Origin of the sequence: Chryseobacterium sp. 2TAF14, from assembly GCF_052115105.1 — a bacterium.
Lineage (GTDB): Bacteria > Bacteroidota > Bacteroidia > Flavobacteriales > Weeksellaceae > Chryseobacterium.
Map to the genome: position 1 here is coordinate 12523 of NZ_JBFRGA010000010.1, position 22481 is coordinate 35003.

A 22481-nucleotide genomic window follows, 5' to 3' on the forward strand; every position below is an offset into this window, starting at 1 on the left:
ATTATTTACAAAAATAAGATAAAAATAATTATCTCTGCATATTTTTAGCTTCGATGCTCAATGTAGCGTGCGGAACTGCCAAAAGTCTTTCCTTCGGGATCAGTTTTCCTGTCACTCTGCAAACACCGTATGTTTTGTTTTCAATTCTAATCAAAGCGTTTTTCAGATCACGTACAAACTTTTCCTGTCTTCCTGCCAAGATAGAGTTTTGCTCTTTGCTCAGCGTTTCTGCACCTTCTTCAAAAGCTTTGAAAGTAGGCGATGTATCATCGGTTCCGTTATTTTGATCGTTGATAAAGCTTTCTCTGATTAATTGCAAATCTTTTTCTGCTTTATCTATTTTTTCTTTAATTATTTTTTTAAACTCCTGTAAATCAGCGTCGTTATATCTTACTCTTTCGTCTTGCATTGTCTTTTTCTTTTTTAATAAATTTATGATTTGGAATTTGAAAAAACAATAGTTATATATTAATTTTTTTCAACATTCACTTTAAATTTAATCTCATCGATGTCAATTTCGTTAAAATTTGAGAGTGAAGATACAATTTCTATTTTATTTGACAACACCTCAGATGAAATATATTCTTCATTTTGTTTGATCTGCTCCAAAAACGGAGAATTTTCTTCCAAAACGATATTTATCTTGTCTGTTAATTCAAAATCTTTTTCTTTTCTGAGATTTTGAACCCTGTTAATAAACTCTCTTGCGATACCCTCAGATTTCAACTCATCAGTCATCTTCAAATCTAATGCCACAGTTGTTTTTCCGTCTGAAGTTACCGTCCATCCCGGAATATCTTTTGTTGAAATTTCTACATCATTCAATGTAATTTCATATTCTTGAATTTCGATGCTTCCTTCTTTTTCTAAAGATGAGATTTGCTCAGCAGAAAGACTATTGATTTCGTTACCAACAACTTTCATGTCTTTTCCAAGTCTTGAACCTAAAGTCTTGAAGTTAGGCTTGATCTGTTTTACAATTAAATGGGAAGCTTCTTCCGCATTGATCAACTGTAATTCTTTAACGTTAACTTCTTGTTTAATTAATTCCGCAACGGCTAAAATCTGCTCTTCGGTTTTCTTATCCAACACAGGAATCAACACTTTTTGCAACGGTTGACGCACTTTTACGTTTTCTTTCTTTCTCAAAGAAAAAACCATACTTGTAATGTTTTGTGCCAAATGGGTCTTTTCAACCAAATCCTGATCGATTAAACTTTCATCTGCAATCGGGAAGTCTGTTAAATGCACAGATTCTACATTGTCTTTTCCTGTAACTTTATTTAAATCCTGATACAACTGATCCATAAAGAACGGCGCGATTGGCGCAGATAATTTGGCAACAGTTTCAAGACAAGTATATAAAGTCTGGTAAGCAGAGATTTTGTCATCAGAATAATCTCCTTTCCAGAAACGTCTTCTGCACAATCTTACGTACCAGTTACTCAAGTTGTCATTCACAAAATTGCTGATTGCTCTTGCCACTCTTGTCGGTTCGTAATCTTCGTAGAATGCTTTTACTTCTTTAATTAAAAGATTTAATTCAGATAAAATCCAACGGTCAATTTCTGGTCTGTTTTCAACCTCTTTTTCAGAATAATTGAATCCGTCAACATTCGCATACAAGGCAAAGAATGAATAGGTATTATAAAGTGTTCCGAAGAATTTTCTTCTCACTTCATCAATTCCTTCGATGTCAAATTTCAGGTTTTCCCAAGGATTTGCATTGGAGATCATGTACCAACGCGTTGCATCCGGTCCGTAAACTGAAAGCGTTTCAAACGGATCAACAGCATTTCCTAAACGTTTAGACATTTTCTGACCGTTTTTATCCAAAACAAGCCCGTTACTCATTACATTTTTATAAGCAACCGAATCAAAAACTGCTGTTCCAATCGCGTGAAGTGTATAAAACCAACCACGAGTTTGGTCAACTCCTTCAGCAATGAAATCTGCAGGGAAAGCTTTATTGTTGTCGATTAATTCTTTATTTTCAAAAGGATAATGCAATTGTGCATAAGGCATCGCTCCTGAATCAAACCAAACGTCAATCAAATCACTTTCACGGTTCATTGCTTTTCCTGAATCTGAAACTAAAATCACTTTGTCGACCACATTTTTATGCAGATCAACCAAAGAATAGTTTTCTTCAGACATATTTCCGATTTCAAAACCTTTGAACGGATTTTCTGTCATTAATCCTGCAGCAACAGATTTTTCGATTTCATTGTGTAATTCTTCTACAGAACCGATGATTTTTTCTTCTTTTAAATCTTCAGTTCTCCAAATTGGTAACGGAATTCCCCAATATCTTGAACGAGAAAGATTCCAGTCGTTTACATTCTCCAACCAATTGGCAAAACGTCCTTCTCCGGTAGCTTTTGGCTTCCAGTTGATGGTTTCGTTTAATTCTACCAAACGGTTTTTCACAGCCGTCATTTTTACAAACCATGAATCCAAAGGATAATATAAAACAGGTTTGTCAGTTCTCCAACAGTGCGGATAGCTGTGAACATATTTCTCTACTTTGAAGGCTTTGTTTTCTGTTTTCAACAAAATCGCCAATTCTACATCCCAAGATTTTTCAGGTGCAGTTCCTTCATCGTAATATTCGTTTTTGATGTATTTTCCTGAGAAAGCTTCCGGAACGTCATTTCCTTTGATAAATTTCCCTTGTAAGTCAACCAACGGAACTAAATTATCATTCTCATCTTTCACCAACATCGGCGGAATTCCTGCATCTTTCGCTACTCTCGCATCATCTGCACCAAAAGTAGGAGCGATGTGTACGATACCTGTACCGTCTTCCGTCGTTACAAAATCTCCGATGATTACTCTGAATGCTTTTTCAGCATTTTCATCCGGCGTAAACCAAGAAATTAATTGCTCATATTGAGTTCCTGCTAATTTTTCTCCTGTAAATTCTTTTAAAACTTTAAATGGAATTGTTTTGCTGTCTGAAGTATAGCTTGCTAAATCTTCATCAGTTCCTTCCACAAATTTTTTACCGAAATTCTTTTCCAATAAAACTCTCGCCAAAACAACGGTTACTGGCTCGAAAGTATATTGATTGAAAGTTTTTACTAGAACATATTCAATATCTCTTCCTACCGCCAAAGCCGTGTTTGAAGGTAAAGTCCAGGGAGTTGTCGTCCAAGCTAAAACGTTTACATCTCCTTCAACATCGTTGAAAAGTTCTGAAGAATCTTTTTTAACTTTAAACTGAGCAACAATCGTAGTGTCGGTAACATCACGGTAAGTTCCCGGCTGATTTAATTCGTGAGAAGAAAGTCCGGTTCCCGCTTTCGGAGAATACGGCTGAATGGTGTAGCCTTTATACAACAATTCTTTGCTGTATAATTGCTTCAACAACCACCAAACGGTTTCCATATATTTAGATTTGTACGTGATGTACGGATCTTCCAAATCTACCCAATATCCTATTTTTTCGGTAAGGTGATTCCAAACATCAGTATAACGCATTACTGCTTCACGACAAGCTTTGTTGTAATCTTCAATCGAAATTTTTTTGCCAATATCTTCTTTTGTAATTCCGAGTTCTTTTTCAACTCCCAATTCCACAGGAAGTCCATGCGTATCCCAACCCGCTTTACGGAAAACCTGTTTTCCGTTCTGCGTTTGGTAACGACAGAAAATATCTTTCAACGCTCTTGCCATAACGTGGTGAATTCCCGGCATTCCGTTTGCAGAAGGCGGACCTTCGTAAAACACAAACTCAGGATTTCCCTGACGTGTTTCCACACTTTTTGCAAACGTGTCGTTTGCTTTCCAGAATTCCGAAACATTCTCGGCTACGTCTATAAGGTTGAGGTTTTTATATTCTTTAAATTGGCTCATTGTAATTTCTCAATTTGTTGATGATTAATCAAGTTGGCAAATTTAGTGATTTTTGTCGGTTTATAATATATGTTTTATTTTGATACGGTCTATTAAAATTTTGTTGAAAACTTAAAGGAAAGATAATTGTGAATGGTCAATTGTCAAATGTGAATTTATGATACGTTTTTAAAATAAAATCTGACTTGCGATTCAATAGAGGTGGGCTTTAGCCCACTTTCAAATTTGACGACCGAAATTGGCTTTAGCCAAAACTTATTTTACTCTCGCAGATTTTGTTGATAGTGCGGATTTATTAATTTTAAACATAATCATCTGTGAAAATCTGCGTAATCTGTGGGAAATAATTAATTTTAAATTAAATAAATTTGTCTTCTAAAATTAAACTATTGGAACTTTTCCCTTTCATTGAGAAATCAGATATTCAGGAAATAAAAACTTTTCAGGAAGAAAAACTGAAAGAGCTTTTAAAATATCTTGAAGCTTATTCACCTTTTTATAAAAGACTATTTAAAGAAAACAATATTCAGATTTCTGACATTCAGACTTTGGAAGATCTGCAGAAAATTCCGACGACTGCAAAAAATGATATTCAGCAGAATAATGATGATTTCTTTTGTGTTCCAATGACCGAAATTGTTGATTTCAGCACAACTTCCGGAACTTTAGGCGATCCTGTAACTTTCGGGCTTTCAGAAAAAGACATGGAAAGAATTGCCTATAACGAAGCAATTTCTCTTTCATGTGCCGGAATTTCTAAAGGCGATGTAGTTCAGATGATTACCACGATTGATAAACGTTTTATTGCAGGTTTGGCATATCTTTTAGGTTTAAGAAAAATCGGAGCCGGAGTGGTAAGAATGGGTCCCGGAATTCCTGAATTACAATGGGATTCAATTTTCCGGTATCAACCGAAATATTTGATAACGGTTCCTTCTTTTTTGCTGAAAATGATCGATTATGCTGAAAAAAATAATTTAGATTATAAAAATTCAAGCATAATCGGTGCGGTTTGTATTGGTGAAAGCATCAAGAATCAGGATTTTACCGATAATATTCTTTCGCAGAAGATTAAAGAAAAATGGAATATTCAATTATATTCTACTTACGCTTCAACTGAAATGAGCACCGCTTTTACAGAATGCGAATTTCAAAATGGGGGACATCAACATCCTGAATTAATCATTACCGAAATTCTTGACGATGAAGGAAATCCTGTGAAAGATGGAGAAAGTGGCGAATTAACAATAACGACTTTAGGCGTTGAAGCCATTCCTTTATTGAGATTTAAAACGGGAGATTTAGTTAAAGCTCATTATGAACCCTGTAAATGCGGAAGAAACACAATGCGGCTTGGCCCGGTTATCGGCAGGAAACAGCAGATGATTAAATATAAAGGAACAACTTTGTATCCACCAGCAATGAACGATATTTTGAATGATTTTAACGGGATTTCCTGTTATCAGATTGTGATTCATTCCAACGAAATTGGTTTGGACGAAATTATTATCAAATTAAGCACAGAAAATAATGATGAAAACTTTGTGAATGAAGTGAGAGATCATTTCCGTGCAAAATTGAGGGTTACTCCAAAAATTGAGATGGTCGATTTTGATGTTTTGTCTAAAATCGTTTTCAATCCGAATAGCCGAAAGCCGATTACGTTTATCGATTTAAGATAGGTTTTATTCAAATAAGTTAGAAACAAAAAACGGTCTGAAGATTCTCAGACCGTTTTTTATGCTTGTTGTTTTTCTGCTTTTATAAAATTTGCAAGATTTACAATTGCAGTGTCGTGTATTCTTACAAAAGTGTTTTTCTTATCCCACACATAGCCTGCCAAAACTGCGCAAATTTTTCTTTTCACATCAGGGTTTTCCGGCTGGTGAAAAAATAATTCCTGAAGATTTCCGGTATACCATTCTTTTACGTAGGTTGTAAAAACGTTTACTCCGTACAAAATGTAATCTGCAAATTCTTTTTGCCAGTCTATTTGTTCGCCATTCAGTTGTCTGATTGCTAATTTTGCAGCGGTCATTCCGCCTTCGGTTGCAAAAGCCATTCCGGAAGAAAATACAGGATCAAGAAATTCCGAAGCATTTCCCGTTAAAGCAAAACCGTCTCCGAATAATTTTTTAACCGAACAAGAATAATCTTTCAAATGTTTTGGCTCAAATAAAAATTCTACATCACCGAAACGTTTTACATAATAATCTGATAAAGAAATTGCTTTTCTTAAAGCTTCGGTAGTATCTCCGTTTTCAGATAATTTTTTAATATATTCGGTCGGTCCTACAATTCCAATGCTTGTGTTTCCGTTTGAAAAAGGAATTACCCAAAGCCAGACTTCGGTTTCTATAATGTCAAAAGAAATCAATGTTCCTTCCACGCCTTCTTCTCTGTTGATATCTTCTACGTGAGCAAAAATGGCTGAATGCGGAGAAAGTTTTGATGGTTTTTCCAAATCTAAAAGTCTCGGTAAAACCCTTCCGTAACCGCTGGAATCAATGACAAATTTTGCGTGAATTTCTTTCATTTCTCCATTTTTATTTTTTACGGTTGTAATAGAATCTGTTCCGTTGAATTCAATGCCGATAACTTCGGTTTCAAATTCAAGATCTACACCTTTGTTGATAACTTCCTGAGCCAAAGTATTGTCAAAGTCTGCTCTCGGAACCTGCCACGTCCAGTCCCATCCTTCTCCGAATTTATTGCTGAAATCAAAAATACACACTTCATCTCCTCGCATAAAACGCGCACCTAATTTTTTTTCGAAGCCCATTTTGTCTAATGCAGGAAATAATCCGGCTTCATCAAAGTGATCCATAACTCTCGGAATTAAGCTTTCGCCCACCACAAGTCTCGGGAATTTTGTTTTTTCAACAACTTTTACGTTGATATTGTTCTTCTTTAAATAAGCAGAAGACACGCATCCGGAAGGCCCTGCTCCAATTACCAGAACATCAACAATTTCTTTGTCCATTTGTTTAATAAAACTTTTTATCTTTGCGCAAAATTAGTGACAATTAATTATATTTTACAAAATTATCTCTTATTACTTTAATTAATGAAAATAAATAAATTTTTAGAACTGAAAGATTTTCAGAGAATTATTATCGAAAACGAAAGCATAGAATTAGATTCATCACTTCTCCAGAGAGTGAATGAGGGTTTTTCTTTTCTTAAAGAATTTTCAAAAAATAAAGTAATTTATGGTGTGAATACCGGCTTCGGACCGATGGCTCAGTTTAAAATCAGTGACGAAGATACACACCAGCTTCAATATAATCTGATCAGAAGCCATTCTTCAGGTATTGGGAACCCGCTTCCTGCAGATGAAGTAAAAGCTTGTATGTTGGCAAGAATGAATACTTTGTCAAGAGGGAATTCTGGTGTGCATATTTCTGTTGTGAATTTACTTAAAGAATTAATAAACAGAAATGTTACGCCGTTAATTTTCGAACATGGCGGTGTTGGTGCAAGTGGGGATTTAGTTCAGTTGGCACATTTGGCTTTAGTTTTAATCGGCGAAGGCGAAGTTTTTTATAAAGGAGAAAGAAAGTCTACCAAAGAAGTTTTTGAAATTGAAGGTTTAGAGCCTATAAAAGTTGAAATTCGCGAAGGTTTAGGTCTGATGAACGGAACTTCTGTGATGACCGGAATCGGAATCGTGAATGCTTATAAAGCCAGCCAGTTAACGGAAATATCCATTAAATTGTCTTGTGCAATCAACGAAATAGTGCAGGCTTATGATGATCATTTTTCGGAAGTTCTGAACGGCACAAAACTTCACGCTGGTCAGCAGAAAATCGCCGAAAAAATGCGTAATCATTTAGCTGACAGTAAATTAATCAGGAAAAGAGCCGACCATTTATATACCCATTTCGAAGAACAGGAAAAGGTTTTTAAAGAAAAAGTTCAGGAATATTATTCGTTGAGATGTATTCCGCAGATTTTAGGACCTGTTTTAGATACGTTGGAATACACTGAAAAAGTATTGGAAAACGAAATCAATTCGGCAAACGACAATCCTATTATCAATGTTGAAGACCAGCATGTTTACCACGGAGGAAACTTCCACGGAGACTATATTTCTTTGGAAATGGACAAGCTTAAAATCGTTGTAACAAAGCTGACCATGTTGGCTGAAAGACAATTAAATTATCTTTTAAACTCAAAAATTAATGAAATTTTGCCGCCTTTTGTAAATTTAGGTAAATTAGGATTTAATTTTGGGATGCAGGGCGTTCAGTTTACAGCAACTTCTACAACGGCGGAAAGCCAGATGTTGTCAAATCCGATGTATGTTCACAGTATCCCGAATAATAATGATAATCAGGATATTGTAAGCATGGGAACTAATGCCGCAGTAATTTGCCGAAAGGTAATTGAAAATGCTTTTGAAGTTCTTTCCATTGAAGCAATTACGATTGTCCAGGCGATTGAATATCTTGGTTTTCAGGATAAAGTTTCATCAAAAACAAAAGAATTGTATGATGAAATCAGAAAAATTATTCCTGCGTTTACAAGTGATATGATAATGTATCCTTATTTGAAGGAAGTAAAAAAATATTTAAAAAAATAGTAAATATTTTAAAGTCCCGAAGGGACGATTTAGCAAAGAATAGGATAAAATCCTATTAATAAAAATATCAAAAAATAAGAACGCATATGAAATGTGCAATCATAACAGGCGGCTCCCGCGGAATCGGAAGAGCAATCTGTATAAAACTGGCTGAAGAGAAAAATTACCATATTTTAATTAATTATACTTCAAACGAAACTGCAGCAAAGGAAACTTTAGCTAAGGTTGAAGAATTAGGCTCAACAGGAGAAATTCTGAAATTCGATGTAGGAAATGCGGAAGAAACTCAAAAAGTTTTAACGGAATGGCAGGAAAATAATCCCAAATCCGTAGTTGAGGTTATCGTAAACAATGCCGGGATTACAAGAGACGGATTGTTCATGTGGATGCCAAGTGAAGATTGGAACGCTGTGATTAACACGAGTTTAAATGGTTTTTTCAACGTGACGAATTTCTTTATTCAAAAATTGTTGCGTAACAAATATGGCAGAATTATCAACATGGTTTCTGTTTCCGGAGTGAAGGGAACAGCAGGACAAACCAATTATTCTGCGGCAAAAGGTGCTTTGGTAGGAGCTACAAAAGCTTTGGCACAGGAAGTGGCAAAAAGAAATATCACTGTAAATGCAGTCGCACCAGGATTCATCAAAACAGACATGACGCAGGAATTCAATGAAGATGAACTAAAAGCGATGATTCCTGCCAACCGATTCGGGGAAGCGGAAGAAGTGGCGGATTTAGTTGCGTTTTTAGCTTCTAAAAAGTCATCGTATATTACAGGTGAAGTGATTAATATTAACGGCGGAATCTACTCTTAAATAATGTAACAATCTAACAATGTAGTAATTTAACAATTGATTTAATTGAAAAATTGTTACACTGGTAAACTGATACATTGCTAAATTTGAAAAGCATGGAAAATAGGGTTGTAATTACCGGAATGGGAATTTATTCTTGCATCGGCACTTCTTTGGAAGAAGTGAAAGAATCCCTGTATCAAGGAAAATCGGGAATTGTTTTAGTCGATGAAAGAAAAGAATTTGGTTTCAGATCAGGTCTTACAGGAGTTGTTCCCAAACCGGATCTGAAAAATCTTCTCAACAGACGTCAACGCGTAAGCATGGGCGAAGAAAGCGAATATGCTTATATCGCAACGCTTGATGCTTTAAAGCAGGCAAATATTGACCAAGACTTTTTAGACCAAAACGAAGTCGGAATTTTATACGGAAACGACAGCATTTCAAAAGCAGTCGTAGAATCTATTGATATTGCAAGAGAAAAAAAAGATACCACTTTGATGGGTTCCGGTGCGATTTTTAAGTCGATGAATTCTACGGTAACGATGAACCTTTCCACTATTTTTAAATTAAGAGGAATCAATCTTACCATCAGTGCAGCTTGCGCAAGCGGTTCCCACTCTTTGGGATTGGCTTATATGATGATCAAAAACGGTTTTCAGGAGATGATTGTTTGTGGTGGTGCTCAGGAAACCAATAAATATTCGATGGCGAGTTTTGATGGATTAGGTGTTTTTTCAGTTCGTGAAAATGAGCCTACAAAAGCTTCAAGACCTTTTGATGCTGAAAGAGACGGCTTAATTCCGAGTGGTGGTGCGGCAACTTTAATTGTTGAAAGTTTAGAATCAGCTCAGAAAAGAGGTGCAAATATCATTGCAGAAATCGTAGGTTACGGCTTTTCTTCAAATGGCGGACATATTTCCACGCCAAATGTTGACGGCCCGGCTTTAGCAATGAACCGTGCTTTAAAACAGTCAGGTTTAGACGTAAAAGATATTGATTATATTAATGCTCATGCGACTTCAACACCAATTGGTGATGCGAATGAAGCAAAAGCAATTCACGAAATTTTCGGAAGTGAAGTTCCGGTAAGTTCTACAAAATCAATGACTGGTCACGAATGTTGGATGGCAGGAGCAAGTGAAGTGATTTACTCGATTCTGATGATGCAGAACGATTTTGTCGCACCGAATATTAATTTAGAAAATCCTGATGAAGAGGCTCAAAAGATAAATCTTATCGCTGAGACAAAAAATCAAAAAATTGACGTATTTTTGTCGAATTCTTTCGGATTTGGGGGAACCAATTCCGCATTAATCGTTAAAAAATTTGAATAAAAAACATGGAAAGAGAAAAAATTGTTGCCATTGCTAATGATTTTTTAATCAATGAGTTTGAGGTAGATGGTGACGAAATCAGTAATGATGCCCATTTTAAGAAAACTTTGGGTTTAGACAGTTTAGATTATATAGATTTGGTTGTGGTAATCGAATCAAATTTTGGGGTGAAATTAGGTGAGGCAGACTTTAAAGATATCATTACTTTTGATGATTTCTATTCGACAATAGAGAACAAAATCACTCAGAAAAACGCATAATTATCGATTAAAAATTTACTCAAAAAATGTAACGATATAACATTTAACAGTTTCCCAAAGTTTTAAATATTGTTACGCTGTTAGACTGATACATTGTTAAATTAATAGTATGAACAAGTGGAAAGGCAAATCTAAAGGTACCATCTTAGGATATAGAATCTTCGTTTGGTGCATTAGAAATACGGGAGTCCGAAGTTCATATTTTGTCCTTTATTTTGTCGCTTTTTATTATTTTTTATTCGAAAAAAAGAGCAATAAATACTACAGATATTACTTCCAAAAAAGATTAAATTATGGCTTTTGGAAAACAAAAATCTCGTTATTTAAAAGCTATTTCACTTTCGGAACAATTCTGATCGATAAAACCGCTATTTCTGCCGGATTAAGAGAAAAATACACCTACGAATTTGACGGGATAGAAAACCTTCGCAACCTTTTAGCCGAAAAAAAAGGCGGTGTTCTCATCAGTGCACACATCGGGAATTTCGAAATTGCAGAACATTTTTTTGCCGATATCGATTTCGATTGTCAGATCAATTTAGTCACAACAGATCAGGAAGTTACGATCATTAAAGAATATCTCGAAAGTGTCTCTGTAAAAGCGACAAACATGAAATTCATTTATGTAAAAGAAGATATGTCGCATATTTTCGATATCAACGAAGCCCTTTCAAAAAACGAGTTGATCTGCTTTACAGGCGACCGTTATTTTGAAGGCTCCAAATTTCTCGAAGCCGATTTGCTCGGAAAAAGCGCAAAATTTCCGGCTGGTCCTTTTATGATTGCTTCAAGATTGGGCGTTCCGGTGGTTTATGTTTATGTGATGAAAGAAAAAAATCTTCATTACCATTTATACGCAAGAGTCGCTCAGAACGTAAAAAAAAGAGATTCGCAGGGACTTTTAAACTCTTACACTCAAAATCTTGAATTAATGATTCAGAAATATCCGCTTCAATGGTTCAATTATTTCGATTTTTGGGACGATATCGATTGATTTTTTACTTTGGGCAGCTATTTCCGCCTTCCACTCCCGCTTTTTTGTTCCGCTTCGCTTCACAAAAAGAGCTCCGTTCAAGTCGGGCTGCAAGTGATTCTATAGAAAAGAGGCAAGGAAAAAGCTTGAAGATTTAAGAAAATAGATCCGTGAAAATCTGTGTTATCTGCGGGAAATAAAAAATGCCCTTTAATACTTTATAATCGCAAAATATTGTTTACTTTGCTGAATGAAATCGAAGATTCGACGAAGTCAAACGCTTTTGCAAACGAAAATATTTTCAATAATTTTAAAAAAATCTTTGCGTTAATTAAAACTTACAACGAATTAATATTTTCTTTGAAAAAACAATACGACATATTGATTATCGGCAGCGGAATAGGAGGTCTTGTTTCGGCTCTTATTCTAGCGAAAGAAGGTTTAAAAGTCTGCGTTTTGGAAAAAAACAATCAGTACGGCGGAAATTTACAAACATTTTCAAGAGATAAATTAATTTTCGACACCGGAGTTCATTATTTGGGCGGGCTTTCGAAAGGGCAAAACCTACATCAGTTTTTCTCGTATCTTGAAATAATGGATGATTTAGAGCTCCAGAAAATGGATGAAAATGGTTACGATAAAATCACTTTTGCAGACGATGAAATTGAATATCCGCACGCTCAAGGTTATGATAATTTTGTTGAGCAATTATCTAAATATTTTCCTGAAGAAAGAGAAAATTTAGAAGATTATTGCGAAGAAATTCAGCGTGTTTGCAATCACTTTCCGAGATATAATGTAATCGGGAATGACCATTATAACGAAGAAATTCTTCATTTGAATACAAAAAGATTTATAGAATCGATCACTTCAGACAAAAAGCTGCAGGCGGTTTTGCTGGGTTCTAATTTTTTGTATGCGGGAGATTCTGAAAATATTCCGTTTTATGTTCACGCTTTAACGGTGAATTCTTACATTCAAAGTTCTTACAAATGCGTGAAAGGAGGAAGCCAGATCTCAAAACTTTTGATCCGAAAGCTGAGAGAATATGGCGCAGACGTACATAAACATTCAGAAGTTTCTGAGATTTTTTTTAATGGAAATAATACTTTAAGCTCTGTAAAAACAAAATCCGGAAAAGAATATTTTGCAAAACAGTTTATTTCGAATATAGAAATCCGTTCTTTAACTAAACTAATCGGTGAAGAAAGGCTGAAAAAATCTTTCTTAAACAGAATCTTAAGTTGGGAACCTGTCTCATCGTGTTTCAGTGTTTATCTGGTTTTGAAACCACAAACAATTCCCAATTTCAATTATAACATTTATCATTATTCTTCAGAAGAAATGGTCTGGAATGCTTATCAATACAGCAAAAAATCTTGGCCGGAAACTTATATGCTTTCTTCTACGCAATCTAAAAATCATTCCGAATTTGCAGAAAGTTTAACTGCCATTTCTTATATGGATTTCAGTGAAGCAGAGCAATGGAAAAATACATTCAATACTGTTGCAGATGAAAATGAAAGAGGTGTTTTGTACGAAAAATTCAAGCAGGAAAAGGCTGAAAAAATAATTAATGCTTTAGAAAAGAAAATCCTGAATTTAAGAAATTCAATTAAAAATATCTATACCTCTTCACCTTTATCTTACCGCGATTATATCGGAAGTTTTGAAGGAAATATGTACGGTTATATCAAAAGTTCTGAAAACCCTTTAAAAACAATGGTTTCGCCACGTACAAAAATTGACAATCTTTTTCTGACCGGACAGTCTGTCAATATGCACGGAATTTTGGGCTGTACAATTGGGGCTTTCAATACCTGTGCTGAAATTTTAGGTAAAGAAAAAATTGATGAACGTTTGACACAAATGATTAAAAAGAATAACAATGAAAAATAATATGCAGTTTGTCATTCTGAATGAAGCGAAGCGTAATGAAGAATCTCCATTTAGGTTGAAATCTTTCGTTAGCCAAAAGGACAAAATTCAGCATTTAATTTCATTTTTTCTAAGCCTTATCATTCTTCTCAATCTCACTTCCTGCGGTGTCAGAAAATCCATAAAACACATTCCGGATGTAAGTCAATATTCTTTAAAAATTCCTAAAATTAATACGATTAACGATTCCACTTTTAGCTTTAATCAAAACTATTTAACCAAAAATAAACAACAGCTTTGGGAACTCTACATTAAAGGAAATCCTCTGCAATTGGGTTGCAACAATGGAGCTTTAACGCAAAATTTAATGCAGAAACAGGAAGAAATTTTCTTTTCAAAGGTGGAAGGTTTTGTACCGTCAAAATTTAAACAAAAATTGTTGAGAGGTTTCCTCAAATGGTACAACCGGAAAATGTATCTGAATGTTCGTGAAGATTTTCAGGCTGAATTGTACGGATTATCTCAATATTCATCAGATAAATATGATTTTATAGCGCCAAAATTCAGAAGAGCAATGTATTTGCACGGAGCGCACGATATTGGTCACGCAATGCAGGATTTGATGGTTGTTGGCTGTACTTCGCTTGCAATTTGGAATGAAAATACAGAAGATGGCGATTTGCTGATCGGGAGAAATTTCGATTTTTATGTCGGCGATGAATTTGCTAAAAATAAATTGGTAGAATTTGTAGAACCCGAAAACGGAATTCCGTATCTGTCGGTAAGCTGGCCCGGAATGATTGGTGTAGTTTCCGGGATGAATAAGGAAGGAATTACGGTGACCATCAATGCCGGAAAATCTAAAATTCCGTTGACGGCAAAGACGCCGATTTCTTTGGTGACAAGGGAAATTCTGCAATACGCTAAAAATATTGACGAGGCGATTGAGATTGCCAAAAAGCGAAAAGTTTTCGTTTCAGAATCTATTTTGGTAGGAAGTGCAAATGATAAAAAAGCGGTCATTATTGAAGTTTCACCTAAAAATTTCGGTGTTTATGGTGTTCCTAATTCAAGCAAGATTTTTTGTACCAATCATTTTCAGTCAGAAGATTATCAAAACGATAAAAGAAACCAAAAACATATTGTAGAAAGCCATTCCGAATACCGTTACGAAAAGCTTCAGGAACTTTTGCAGGAAAATAAAAAACTCAATCCTGAAAAAATGGCAGCAATTTTAAGAGATAAATCGGGATTGAAAGGTGAAAAAATTGGTTATGGAAATGAAAAAGCGATTAACCAGCTTTTGGCGCACCACGCAGTTATTTTTTCACCACAGAAAAAACTGGTTTGGATTTCTTCAAATCCGTATCAGCTGGGCGAATTCGTTTGTTATGATTTAAACGAAATTTTCTCTGATAAAAGATTGAAAATCGGTGAATTTGCAAAATCGGAATTGAATATTGCTAAAGATCCGTTTGTAGATTCTCAGGAATTTGAAAATTATGAGATTTCAAAAATAATAAGTTCTGAAATTAATGATGCTATTGAAAAAGATAACATCTTATTGACTGAAGATTCTATTCCGTATTATCAATCTTTGAATCCTGATTTTTGGCTTGTTTATTATCAATCCGGGAAATATTATTTTAAGCAAAAAGAATATTCAAAGGCGAAGATTGAATTTGAAAAAGCTTTGACGAAGGAAATTACAACCATTCCCGATAAAGAAAATGTTGAAAAGTATTTGAAGAAAACTTTGAGGAAATTGAAGTGATTAAACATCTTATCTGTCATTCTGAATGAAACGAAGTGTAGTGAGAAATCTATAAAATGTTAAGTGAGATTCTTCCTTCGTCAGAATGACAATTAAATCATTAAGATTATTTAAGAAGTTAAGTTGAGTAAGGAAAATTATTTTAATTTTTAAGCTAATTGCGAAGCAAAACTTAATATTCTTAAATACTTAATCAAATCTTAATGGTTTAAAAATTCAATTATTCTCAGGATTTACCTTATTCAAAAACAAAAAAGCAGCAATTCCCGAAACTGCGGATAGTGTTGTCGCCAAAATAAGGCTTCCGATAATATATTGCAACAAATTATTTTTAACCAGATCAAAATTCAGATCCTGACTCAAAATATTAGAATTTCCTGAAACGAAAGGCGCTCCCAAAAATAATGAAGCCGCAATAATGAACGGAATAAACGGCGGCAAACTGACATTGGAAGCTACAAATGCCAAAACTTTATTCAGTTTGAAGAGTACAGCCAGAGAAATCACCAGCAAAGTCTGAAATCCCCAAAACGGAGAAAGTCCGATGAACACGCCAAGTGCAATAGAAAAAGCTTTTGTACGGTTGGTTCCGTCGCTTTCCAGAACATCTTCTTTGATGAACTTTTTAAAGCTTTTTTTTTTGAAATTATTTACAAAATTTCTCGGAATAATGTAAAATAAAGTGATCGTTACCAAAATCGTATTCAAAATGCTGATTCTCGTAAAATCTTTGAACGGTCTGAAATGCGAAACCCTTTCTGCAGGGTCGTACAAAACTTTTATCGGAACATTTTTTACCGGAACGTGTCTCCAAGCTGTTCTTACAATAATTTCAATTTCAAACTCGAATTTTGGCGTAAAATATTTTTTCGGAATTTTATATAAAGGATAAAGACGATAACCGGATTGCGTGTCCTCAAGCCTGATTCCGGTCTCAAACCAAAACCAGAAGTTAGAAAAACGGTTCCCGAAACTGCTTTTTTTCGGAATGCCGTCTTGCGACATATTTCGGTTCCCAATCAGTAAGACATCTTCGTTTTCTTTCAACAGATTTTCTACAAAAACGGGAATGTCGTCGGGATAATGTTGCCCGTCTGAATCGATGCTTATGGCGTAATCATAGCCTGAATCTTTTGCTTTTCTGAAACCTAACTTAAGCGCATTTCCTTTTCCCTTGTTTTTGGGTAAATTAATAACCGTAACCGAATATTTTTCTAAAATCTGTAAAGTAGAATCGGTAGAGCCGTCATTGATAACGATAATATTTTCGGTGTAATGTAAAACGCCGTTAATCACTCTTTTAAGAGTTTTTTCGTTATTGTAAGTAGGAATTAAAACGCAGATTTTCTTTTCAGAAATTGCATTTTGTACTTCAGGAAGGGTCATTGTTTTATTTTAACATTGCTTTTTCTGCGGCTGTCATTGTCTTAGATTGCGCTGCAAATTTTTTGATGTAGCTTTTCAATGCAGCATTTTGTTTGCTGTAATTATTTAAAAGAAAGGTTTTGTCTTCCTTCAGACTTCCGCGATAACCTACAATTTTAGGGATATTTTCCTGAATACTCATTCTTATCACTCTCAATTCTGCATTATTCGGATTGCTTTTAATAATGCTTTCAAGACTTGTCGCACCGGATTTTACGAGCGCTTTTCTGTTTTTGGCTACGATTTTCGCTTCCATAATTTTCGCAGCAGCTTTGTAGCCGTTGGTTACGGCATCAGAACCTGTTTGCTTTTCAGCGATATCAATGAAACTTTGTGTATTTGCAGTTGACGAATTTGCCTTTTCATAACTGTTTCTCAAAGCATCAAGGTCTGATTGAAAGAACAGAAAAAAAGCGGTCAAAAACGAGAAAATCAGTTTCATAATGTCTGTTTTTTATAATTTACCGACATTTTTAATGCAATAGTCTCGCCAAAAGAAGTGGTGTTTTTTACTTTGATTTCCTCTTCGCCTTCGTTAATATCCAGTTGAAGCGTTAAATCAGGTGTTTCAAAAGGATTGATAATTGCCATAAACTTCACATTGGAAGCCGATTTTAGAAACAGTTTTTTGCCTGTAAATTCCTCAGTCAGTTCTTTTACAATCTGCATCATACAAACTCCCGGTGTAACAGGATTTCCTGGGAAATGCCCTTTGAAAATATCGTGATTTTTATTCAGGGAAATATTTGCAATAAAACTCCCGTTTTCTGCTTTTTCAGATGATTCTAAAGTGTAAAAATCTGTAAGAATGGTCTGCATTATTTATTCAGTTTCAGTGATTTGAAATAGTTTTATATTGATTTTGAAATCTTTATGTTGAAGATTCAAACTATTTGCGAAGATATGTTTTTTTGCATCAAAACTAAAATCGATTTTCTCCTTATTGTTCTTGGTATAAATGATTTGTTTGAGCAGATTATTTTCTTTGTTGAAAAACAAATAATAGTTTTTTTTATCAATTTTTGAAAGATAAATTTTAGAATTTTCATTTTCAAAACTTTCATTCACAGGATATTTTTGTCTTAAAAGTTCCTGAAAATCATTCTTTAAAAAGTTAATGACGATTTTTTTATCCAAATCCGGAAGAACATAATTCAGTTTAAAATCATTTTCCGAAACTTCAAAATCAATCAGTTTATTTCCAAAATCGGAAGTTAGCACAACTCTGTGAAATTGTTCGTTGATTTTTTTGATAATTAAAATTCCGCTGACGTGATTTTTATAAATATCCATTTGGCATTTATACACATAATCTTCTGTGGAAGAAAAATATAAATTTTCAACTGTTTTTTCAGAATTTGAAATCGGTTTTACGTCTATAAGTTGATAAGTTTTGCAAGAAACAAACAGCAAAAAAATCAGGCTATAAAGAAAACTCTGATGCAGGAATCGGCGCATTGATCTTTGTATTTTTGAAAACAATATTCGTTGTATCTCCCGAAGCTTCGGTCATATTTACCTGCGAAACCGTCGTTTGGTTTTTAGGAAAATGAAGTTCAATTTGTTTGATATATTTCAGTAATTGAGCAGATTTCGGAGTAAACTTTGCGATGTTTGAAGTTCCGTTTTTAAAATAGGCAACCGCAAATTCCGGGTCGCTGAACATTTTTCCGTTTGAACTTCCCACAATCAGTTTATTGATTTTTTCAAAAGTTTTGCTTTTAGCATCAACCGAAGATTTTTTTCCCTGATCATTGATGAAGATTTTATTTTCCTTAAAAATAATGCTGTATTGATATGGTTTTGTGTATTTCCAGCTCAACGTATTCGGTGATTTTAAAGACATTCTGCCGGAAGTAATAATGTTTTTATCCAAAAAATCCATTTTTTTGGTTTGAATAAAATCGGCTTGTAAGGTTTTTATTTCCTTGGTTTCCGATGAAACTTTGGTTACGAATGCTTTTGCTTCAGCTGCGCTCATTGCTGTATTCTGAGCAAAAATGAAGCTTGAAACTAATAAAAATGTTACTACAATTATATTTTTAATCATTATTTTATTGTTTAAGTTTAACCACAAAAGGCACAAAAGATTATGATACTTTCGTTTTAATATTTGAAAAAACAAAAGTTCGCAAAAGATGAAAATCAAAGATTTTCAAAAAACTAATGTGTTCTTATAATACAGCGAATCTATAACTGCAGGTAACTAATGTGTTCAAAAACTTTTGTGACTTTTGCGGGTAAAAAATTATTAATCAACCGTAAAAGTTGAATACTTTTTATCTTTCAAAAATAGCAATAAATCTACCAAAACATTATACGTTTTTTCCGAAGTATCGTGAAGAAGAATAACGCTTCCTTTTTTTAGGTTTTTCGTGACTCTTTTGTAGATTTTCTTTTCATTTTCTGTGATTGTATCTAAAGAACGCACATTCCAGCCGATGCTTTTTTTATGGGTTTTCTTAATGGCTTTTGCGATATTCGGATTCGTAACTCCGAAAGGTGGTCTGTACAAATCTGTTTTAATATTTCCGACTTTCAATATCACTTCATCACATTTTTCGATTTCTTCAACCATTTTTTGAGTAGATAAAAAACCGGTATTATTGGAATGTGAAAACGTATGATTTCCAATCGTATGACCTTCCGAAATAATTCTTTGAAAAGTTTCGGGGTGTTTTTCGATCTGTTTTCCGATGCAGAAAAAAGTAGCTTTTACGTTATTTTCTTTTAATAGATCTAAAAATTTCGGAGTAAATTCTGTAGGACCGTCATCAAAAGTCAAAGCGACTTCTTTGATTTTTGTTCGTTTGTGCGTAAAATTATTGACAAAATATCCTAATGTGATATCAAAAGATCCCCAAATGATAACCGCAGAAAAAAGTAAAAAACAAAACAAATACACCCAAAAACTTCCTTGAAACGCATAAATAAACACGTTGCAGAAAAGATAAAATAGGATAAAAGGGTAATGTTTCATCTTTATGATTTTTCTAAACCTTCAAGGTTTTAAAAACCTTGAAGGTTTAACTTTTTAACTTTAAGCCTTTTCCAGCAAAACCAAACTATGGTCATTTCCGCCCAAATGATTATATAAAAGAACGTTTTTAATTTCTTTTTTCTTTAAATCATTAATCATCATCACTTCCGGAATTTCCTGATTTTTCAGAATATGACAAGCCATAAATGTTGAAAAACCGCTTGCTGTATTGAATTCTCCACTCAAATGTTTGTAATATAACAGCGCCGAATTTTGAAATAAATCCATTGCTTTTTGATAATAAACATCAGATTTTTCATCTGCGCTGAAACCTAAAATGACAGCATCAATTTCATCATTTTTCAGATTATTTTTAGACAAAAAATCTTTAATAAATTGTTGAGTTTCTTCTAAATCTAATTTATTACTTAATTGAATATCTTTGAGTTGTGCGTAAGAATTTTCTGTTTTATCTTTTCCTAAGACAAAAAAACTGGCGCCTTCACCCCAAATAACACCGTCGGTTTTTGAATTTATATAATCAACGGGAAAATTTTCTTCTTTTTTAATGGTATTGTTAAGTTTGTACAATTCCATTGTTCTTTCGGTTTGTTCGTCTGTTGAACCGACTAATATATTTTCTGCTTCACCGTCATTGATCTGCAATTTCGCATCTAAAAACGAAAATTCCAGAGACGAAGAAGTGTTCACATACGTGAAATTATAAGCGTGACATTGCAAACCTAAAGCGATCTGTCCAGCAACGGTGTTGTGAGTCGACTGAATAAAATAGGTCGGAGTGAGGAACTCTTCATTATTATCAATCACATTTTTCAAAAACTTTTCAGAATCCTGAGAACAGCCCATTCCGGTTCCTACGATGATTGCATCAGGATTTGCGATTCCGGCTTCTTTCAAAGCGTATTGTGATGCTACGGAACTCATTTTTACAGTTTTAGACATTCTTCTGCTCATTGCAGGCGGAATGTATTCTTTGTAATTGGGTTCAATTGCTTTTAAAGTCTGAACTGAATTTTCCGGTTTTAAATTTTGGAAAAAATTCTCGTTTAAAGTGTCCTGAACCGAGATGCAGGCTGCACTGTTGATATAAACGGCACTCACGATTTTGAAAAAATTAAGGTTGAACAATTTCCTCCAAAACCAAACGAATTGGAAAGAACGTGATTGATATTTTTCTCTTTTAACTCGGTAACAGGCGTTAAATCAAATTCTTCCATTTTTGTTTTAAAATTCAGATTGGGGAAAATGATATTATTTTGAATTGCCAATAATGAATAAACCGCTTCAATTCCTGCGGCTGCAGCCAAAGTATGACCCGTAAACGCTTTGGTAGAACTGAATTCCGGAACTTTGTTTTCACCAAAAATTCTTATCATCGCAATTCCTTCCGACAAATCATTATTCGGAGTTGCTGTTCCGTGGACGTTGATGTAGTCGATGTTTTCTTTATCTAAACCTGAAACTTTCAATGCTTTCTCCATTGCCAAAAATGCACCTTGTCCGTTTTCCGAAGAAGCGGTTTGGTGATGCGCATCATTCGCATTTCCATATCCTGAAAGATAACCGATTATTTTTTTATTTTCTTTTTTCACAACTTCATCAGACTCCAAAACGATAAAAGCGGCAGCTTCACCCAGATTTAATCCTTTTCTATCGTTGTCGAAAGGCGTGTTGTAAGAATCGGTAAGAATCATCAACGTATTAAATCCATTCAGAGTAAATTTTGAAAGTGAATCTGTTCCGCCAACAATTACACGGTCTAAAACTCCGTTTTTAATCAGCTTTGCGCCCATCATAATTGCATTAGCGGCAGACGAACAAGCCGTACTTATGGTCGAAACCATACCTTTTAAGCCAAGGTAATCAGCAATCAGTAAGGATGAATTTCCGGCGTCGTGTGAGTCAATGTATTTTTGCTTTTCAGGGAAATCTTCGTAGGTGTAGAAATATTTTTCGGTAATATCCATTCCACCAACGCTGGTTGAGGAAATCAGTCCGGTTTTATATTGATTAATATCCGAAATTCCGGCATTTTCTACAGCTTCTTTTGCAGCAACCATTCCTAATAAAGAAGTTCTTGTCGCATTATGATCTTCATTAAGCTGAAGTTTTTGCGCCAGTTCTTCATTAGACAATTTGATTTCGCTGGTTTTAATGGTTCCGGAATGACGGGTTTCAAACAATTTGATATCTGAAATACCGTGTTTTCCGGATTTTAACGAACTCAAATTTTCCTCTACGTTGTTTCCGATGGAGGAAATGATGCCCATTCCTGTAATGGCAATTTTTTGACTCATCTTTTAATAATGTACCAATGTATCAATTTAGCAGCGTAACAATATTGGTACATTGCTAGATTGATACATTGTTAGATTGAATTATTTTGTTCTGTTTTCTTCAATGAATTTTGCCATCGTATCGATAGACGAGAAGATTTCTTTTCCTTTTTTTGGATCGGCCAATTTGATTCCGTATTCTTTATCCAAAAGAACGATAAGTTCAAGAGCGTCGATAGAATCCAAACCAAGACCGCCTCCGAAAAGTGGGTCTGTATCTTTGATTTCTTCTACTGCAACGTCTTCGAGATTAAGAA

20 protein-coding genes are annotated in these 22481 nt (G+C 34.5%); 8 read left to right on the plus strand and 12 right to left on the minus strand.

The window, feature by feature from the left end; all coding sequences use genetic code 11:
* Window positions 1-28: 28 nt before the first annotated feature.
* A complete protein-coding gene (locus tag AB4Y90_RS02660) occupies window positions 29-409 on the minus strand; it encodes a TraR/DksA family transcriptional regulator (RefSeq protein ID WP_441555767.1) in 381 nt (126 codons plus the stop codon).
* 59 nt (window positions 410-468) lie between these two features.
* The gene (gene ileS / locus AB4Y90_RS02665) at window positions 469-3858 is read right to left on the minus strand and encodes an isoleucine--tRNA ligase (RefSeq protein ID WP_441555768.1); all 3390 of its coding nucleotides are present in this window, start codon (window positions 3856-3858) and stop codon (window positions 469-471) included.
* Between the two features lie 389 nt (window positions 3859-4247).
* On the opposite strand from ileS, the gene AB4Y90_RS02670 reads away from it, so the two are divergent.
* A complete protein-coding gene (locus tag AB4Y90_RS02670) occupies window positions 4248-5540 on the plus strand; it encodes a phenylacetate--CoA ligase family protein (RefSeq protein ID WP_441555788.1) in 1293 nt (430 codons plus the stop codon).
* A gap of 56 nt (window positions 5541-5596) precedes the next feature.
* Here the strand turns inward: AB4Y90_RS02670 and AB4Y90_RS02675 are convergent, their stop codons facing one another.
* Entirely contained in the window at window positions 5597-6841 is a 1245-nt protein-coding gene (locus AB4Y90_RS02675) for an NAD(P)/FAD-dependent oxidoreductase (RefSeq protein ID WP_441555769.1), read from the minus strand.
* A gap of 84 nt (window positions 6842-6925) precedes the next feature.
* Between AB4Y90_RS02675 and AB4Y90_RS02680 the strand changes: the two genes are divergently transcribed.
* The 7 genes from AB4Y90_RS02680 to AB4Y90_RS02710 all read left to right on the plus strand — a co-directional run bounded on the left by AB4Y90_RS02680 (window position 6926) and on the right by AB4Y90_RS02710 (window position 15462).
* Window positions 6926-8443: an HAL/PAL/TAL family ammonia-lyase gene (locus AB4Y90_RS02680; protein ID WP_441555771.1), complete on the plus strand. Its 1518-nt coding sequence runs from the start codon at window positions 6926-6928 to the stop codon at window positions 8441-8443.
* 86 nt (window positions 8444-8529) lie between these two features.
* Window positions 8530-9261, plus strand: coding sequence for a 3-oxoacyl-ACP reductase FabG (fabG, locus tag AB4Y90_RS02685; protein WP_441555773.1), 732 nt, complete (start codon window positions 8530-8532; stop codon window positions 9259-9261).
* A 95-nt stretch (window positions 9262-9356) separates the two neighbouring features.
* Complete coding sequence (locus AB4Y90_RS02690; RefSeq protein WP_441555775.1) at window positions 9357-10577, plus strand: beta-ketoacyl-[acyl-carrier-protein] synthase family protein; 1221 nt, start codon at window positions 9357-9359, stop codon at window positions 10575-10577.
* 5 nt (window positions 10578-10582) lie between these two features.
* A complete protein-coding gene (locus AB4Y90_RS02695; protein ID WP_230650702.1) occupies window positions 10583-10837 on the plus strand; it encodes an acyl carrier protein in 255 nt (84 codons plus the stop codon).
* A 109-nt stretch (window positions 10838-10946) separates the two neighbouring features.
* A complete protein-coding gene (locus AB4Y90_RS02700; RefSeq protein ID WP_441555776.1) occupies window positions 10947-11831 on the plus strand; it encodes an LpxL/LpxP family acyltransferase in 885 nt (294 codons plus the stop codon).
* A 339-nt stretch (window positions 11832-12170) separates the two neighbouring features.
* Window positions 12171-13709 (plus strand): phytoene desaturase family protein, encoded by a 1539-nt coding sequence (locus AB4Y90_RS02705; RefSeq protein WP_441555789.1) that lies wholly within the window; start codon window positions 12171-12173, stop codon window positions 13707-13709.
* 85 nt (window positions 13710-13794) lie between these two features.
* A complete protein-coding gene (locus tag AB4Y90_RS02710; RefSeq protein WP_441555791.1) occupies window positions 13795-15462 on the plus strand; it encodes a C45 family autoproteolytic acyltransferase/hydolase in 1668 nt (555 codons plus the stop codon).
* Window positions 15463-15678: 216 nt separating this feature from the next.
* On the opposite strand, the gene AB4Y90_RS02715 is transcribed toward AB4Y90_RS02710, so the two are convergent.
* The 9 genes from AB4Y90_RS02715 to AB4Y90_RS02755 form a co-directional block, all read right to left on the minus strand.
* Window positions 15679-16848, minus strand: coding sequence for a DUF2062 domain-containing protein (locus AB4Y90_RS02715; RefSeq protein WP_441555777.1), 1170 nt, complete (start codon window positions 16846-16848; stop codon window positions 15679-15681).
* 4 nt (window positions 16849-16852) lie between these two features.
* A complete protein-coding gene (locus AB4Y90_RS02720) occupies window positions 16853-17329 on the minus strand; it encodes a hypothetical protein (protein WP_441555779.1) in 477 nt (158 codons plus the stop codon).
* On the minus strand, window positions 17326-17706 hold the full coding sequence (locus tag AB4Y90_RS02725; protein WP_441555780.1) for a 3-hydroxyacyl-ACP dehydratase: 381 nt from the start codon (window positions 17704-17706) through the stop codon (window positions 17326-17328). Before AB4Y90_RS02725 ends, AB4Y90_RS02720 begins: the two co-directional genes overlap by 4 nt.
* Window positions 17707-17709: 3 nt before the next feature.
* A complete protein-coding gene (locus AB4Y90_RS02730) occupies window positions 17710-18180 on the minus strand; it encodes a hypothetical protein (RefSeq protein ID WP_441555781.1) in 471 nt (156 codons plus the stop codon).
* Window positions 18181-18310: 130 nt separating this feature from the next.
* Window positions 18311-18937, minus strand: a complete 627-nt coding sequence (locus tag AB4Y90_RS02735) for a LolA family protein (protein ID WP_441555783.1) — start codon at window positions 18935-18937, stop codon at window positions 18311-18313.
* Window positions 18938-19138: 201 nt separating this feature from the next.
* The gene (locus AB4Y90_RS02740) at window positions 19139-19867 is read right to left on the minus strand and encodes a polysaccharide deacetylase family protein (protein WP_441555784.1); all 729 of its coding nucleotides are present in this window, start codon (window positions 19865-19867) and stop codon (window positions 19139-19141) included.
* Window positions 19868-19927: 60 nt separating this feature from the next.
* Window positions 19928-20989, minus strand: a complete 1062-nt coding sequence (locus AB4Y90_RS02745) for a beta-ketoacyl synthase N-terminal-like domain-containing protein (protein ID WP_441555785.1) — start codon at window positions 20987-20989, stop codon at window positions 19928-19930.
* Window positions 20986-22185, minus strand: coding sequence for a beta-ketoacyl-[acyl-carrier-protein] synthase family protein (locus tag AB4Y90_RS02750; protein WP_441555786.1), 1200 nt, complete (start codon window positions 22183-22185; stop codon window positions 20986-20988). The genes AB4Y90_RS02745 and AB4Y90_RS02750 overlap by 4 nt, the downstream gene beginning before the upstream one ends.
* Window positions 22186-22266: 81 nt before the next feature.
* On the minus strand, window positions 22267-22481 hold a 215-nt coding region (locus AB4Y90_RS02755; protein WP_441555787.1), incomplete at its 5' end, for a phosphopantetheine-binding protein.

Coding starts and splice junctions, on each gene's coding strand:
- AB4Y90_RS02700 (WP_441555776.1), top strand. CDS start 10,947: ATGAACAAGTGGAAAGGCAAATCTAAAGGTACCATCTTAGGATATAGA.
- AB4Y90_RS02680 (WP_441555771.1), top strand. CDS start 6,926: ATGAAAATAAATAAATTTTTAGAACTGAAAGATTTTCAGAGAATTATT.
- AB4Y90_RS02675 (WP_441555769.1), bottom strand. CDS start 6,841: ATGGACAAAGAAATTGTTGATGTTCTGGTAATTGGAGCAGGGCCTTCC.
- AB4Y90_RS02695 (WP_230650702.1), top strand. CDS start 10,583: ATGGAAAGAGAAAAAATTGTTGCCATTGCTAATGATTTTTTAATCAAT.
- AB4Y90_RS02725 (WP_441555780.1), bottom strand. CDS start 17,706: ATGCAGACCATTCTTACAGATTTTTACACTTTAGAATCATCTGAAAAA.
- AB4Y90_RS02750 (WP_441555786.1), bottom strand. CDS start 22,185: ATGAGTCAAAAAATTGCCATTACAGGAATGGGCATCATTTCCTCCATC.
- AB4Y90_RS02690 (WP_441555775.1), top strand. CDS start 9,357: ATGGAAAATAGGGTTGTAATTACCGGAATGGGAATTTATTCTTGCATC.
- AB4Y90_RS02735 (WP_441555783.1), bottom strand. CDS start 18,937: ATGATTAAAAATATAATTGTAGTAACATTTTTATTAGTTTCAAGCTTC.
- AB4Y90_RS02730 (WP_441555781.1), bottom strand. CDS start 18,180: ATGGATATTTATAAAAATCACGTCAGCGGAATTTTAATTATCAAAAAA.
- AB4Y90_RS02660 (WP_441555767.1), bottom strand. CDS start 409: ATGCAAGACGAAAGAGTAAGATATAACGACGCTGATTTACAGGAGTTT.
- AB4Y90_RS02720 (WP_441555779.1), bottom strand. CDS start 17,329: ATGAAACTGATTTTCTCGTTTTTGACCGCTTTTTTTCTGTTCTTTCAA.
- ileS (WP_441555768.1), bottom strand. CDS start 3,858: ATGAGCCAATTTAAAGAATATAAAAACCTCAACCTTATAGACGTAGCC.
- AB4Y90_RS02740 (WP_441555784.1), bottom strand. CDS start 19,867: ATGAAACATTACCCTTTTATCCTATTTTATCTTTTCTGCAACGTGTTT.
- AB4Y90_RS02715 (WP_441555777.1), bottom strand. CDS start 16,848: ATGACCCTTCCTGAAGTACAAAATGCAATTTCTGAAAAGAAAATCTGC.
- fabG (WP_441555773.1), top strand. CDS start 8,530: ATGAAATGTGCAATCATAACAGGCGGCTCCCGCGGAATCGGAAGAGCA.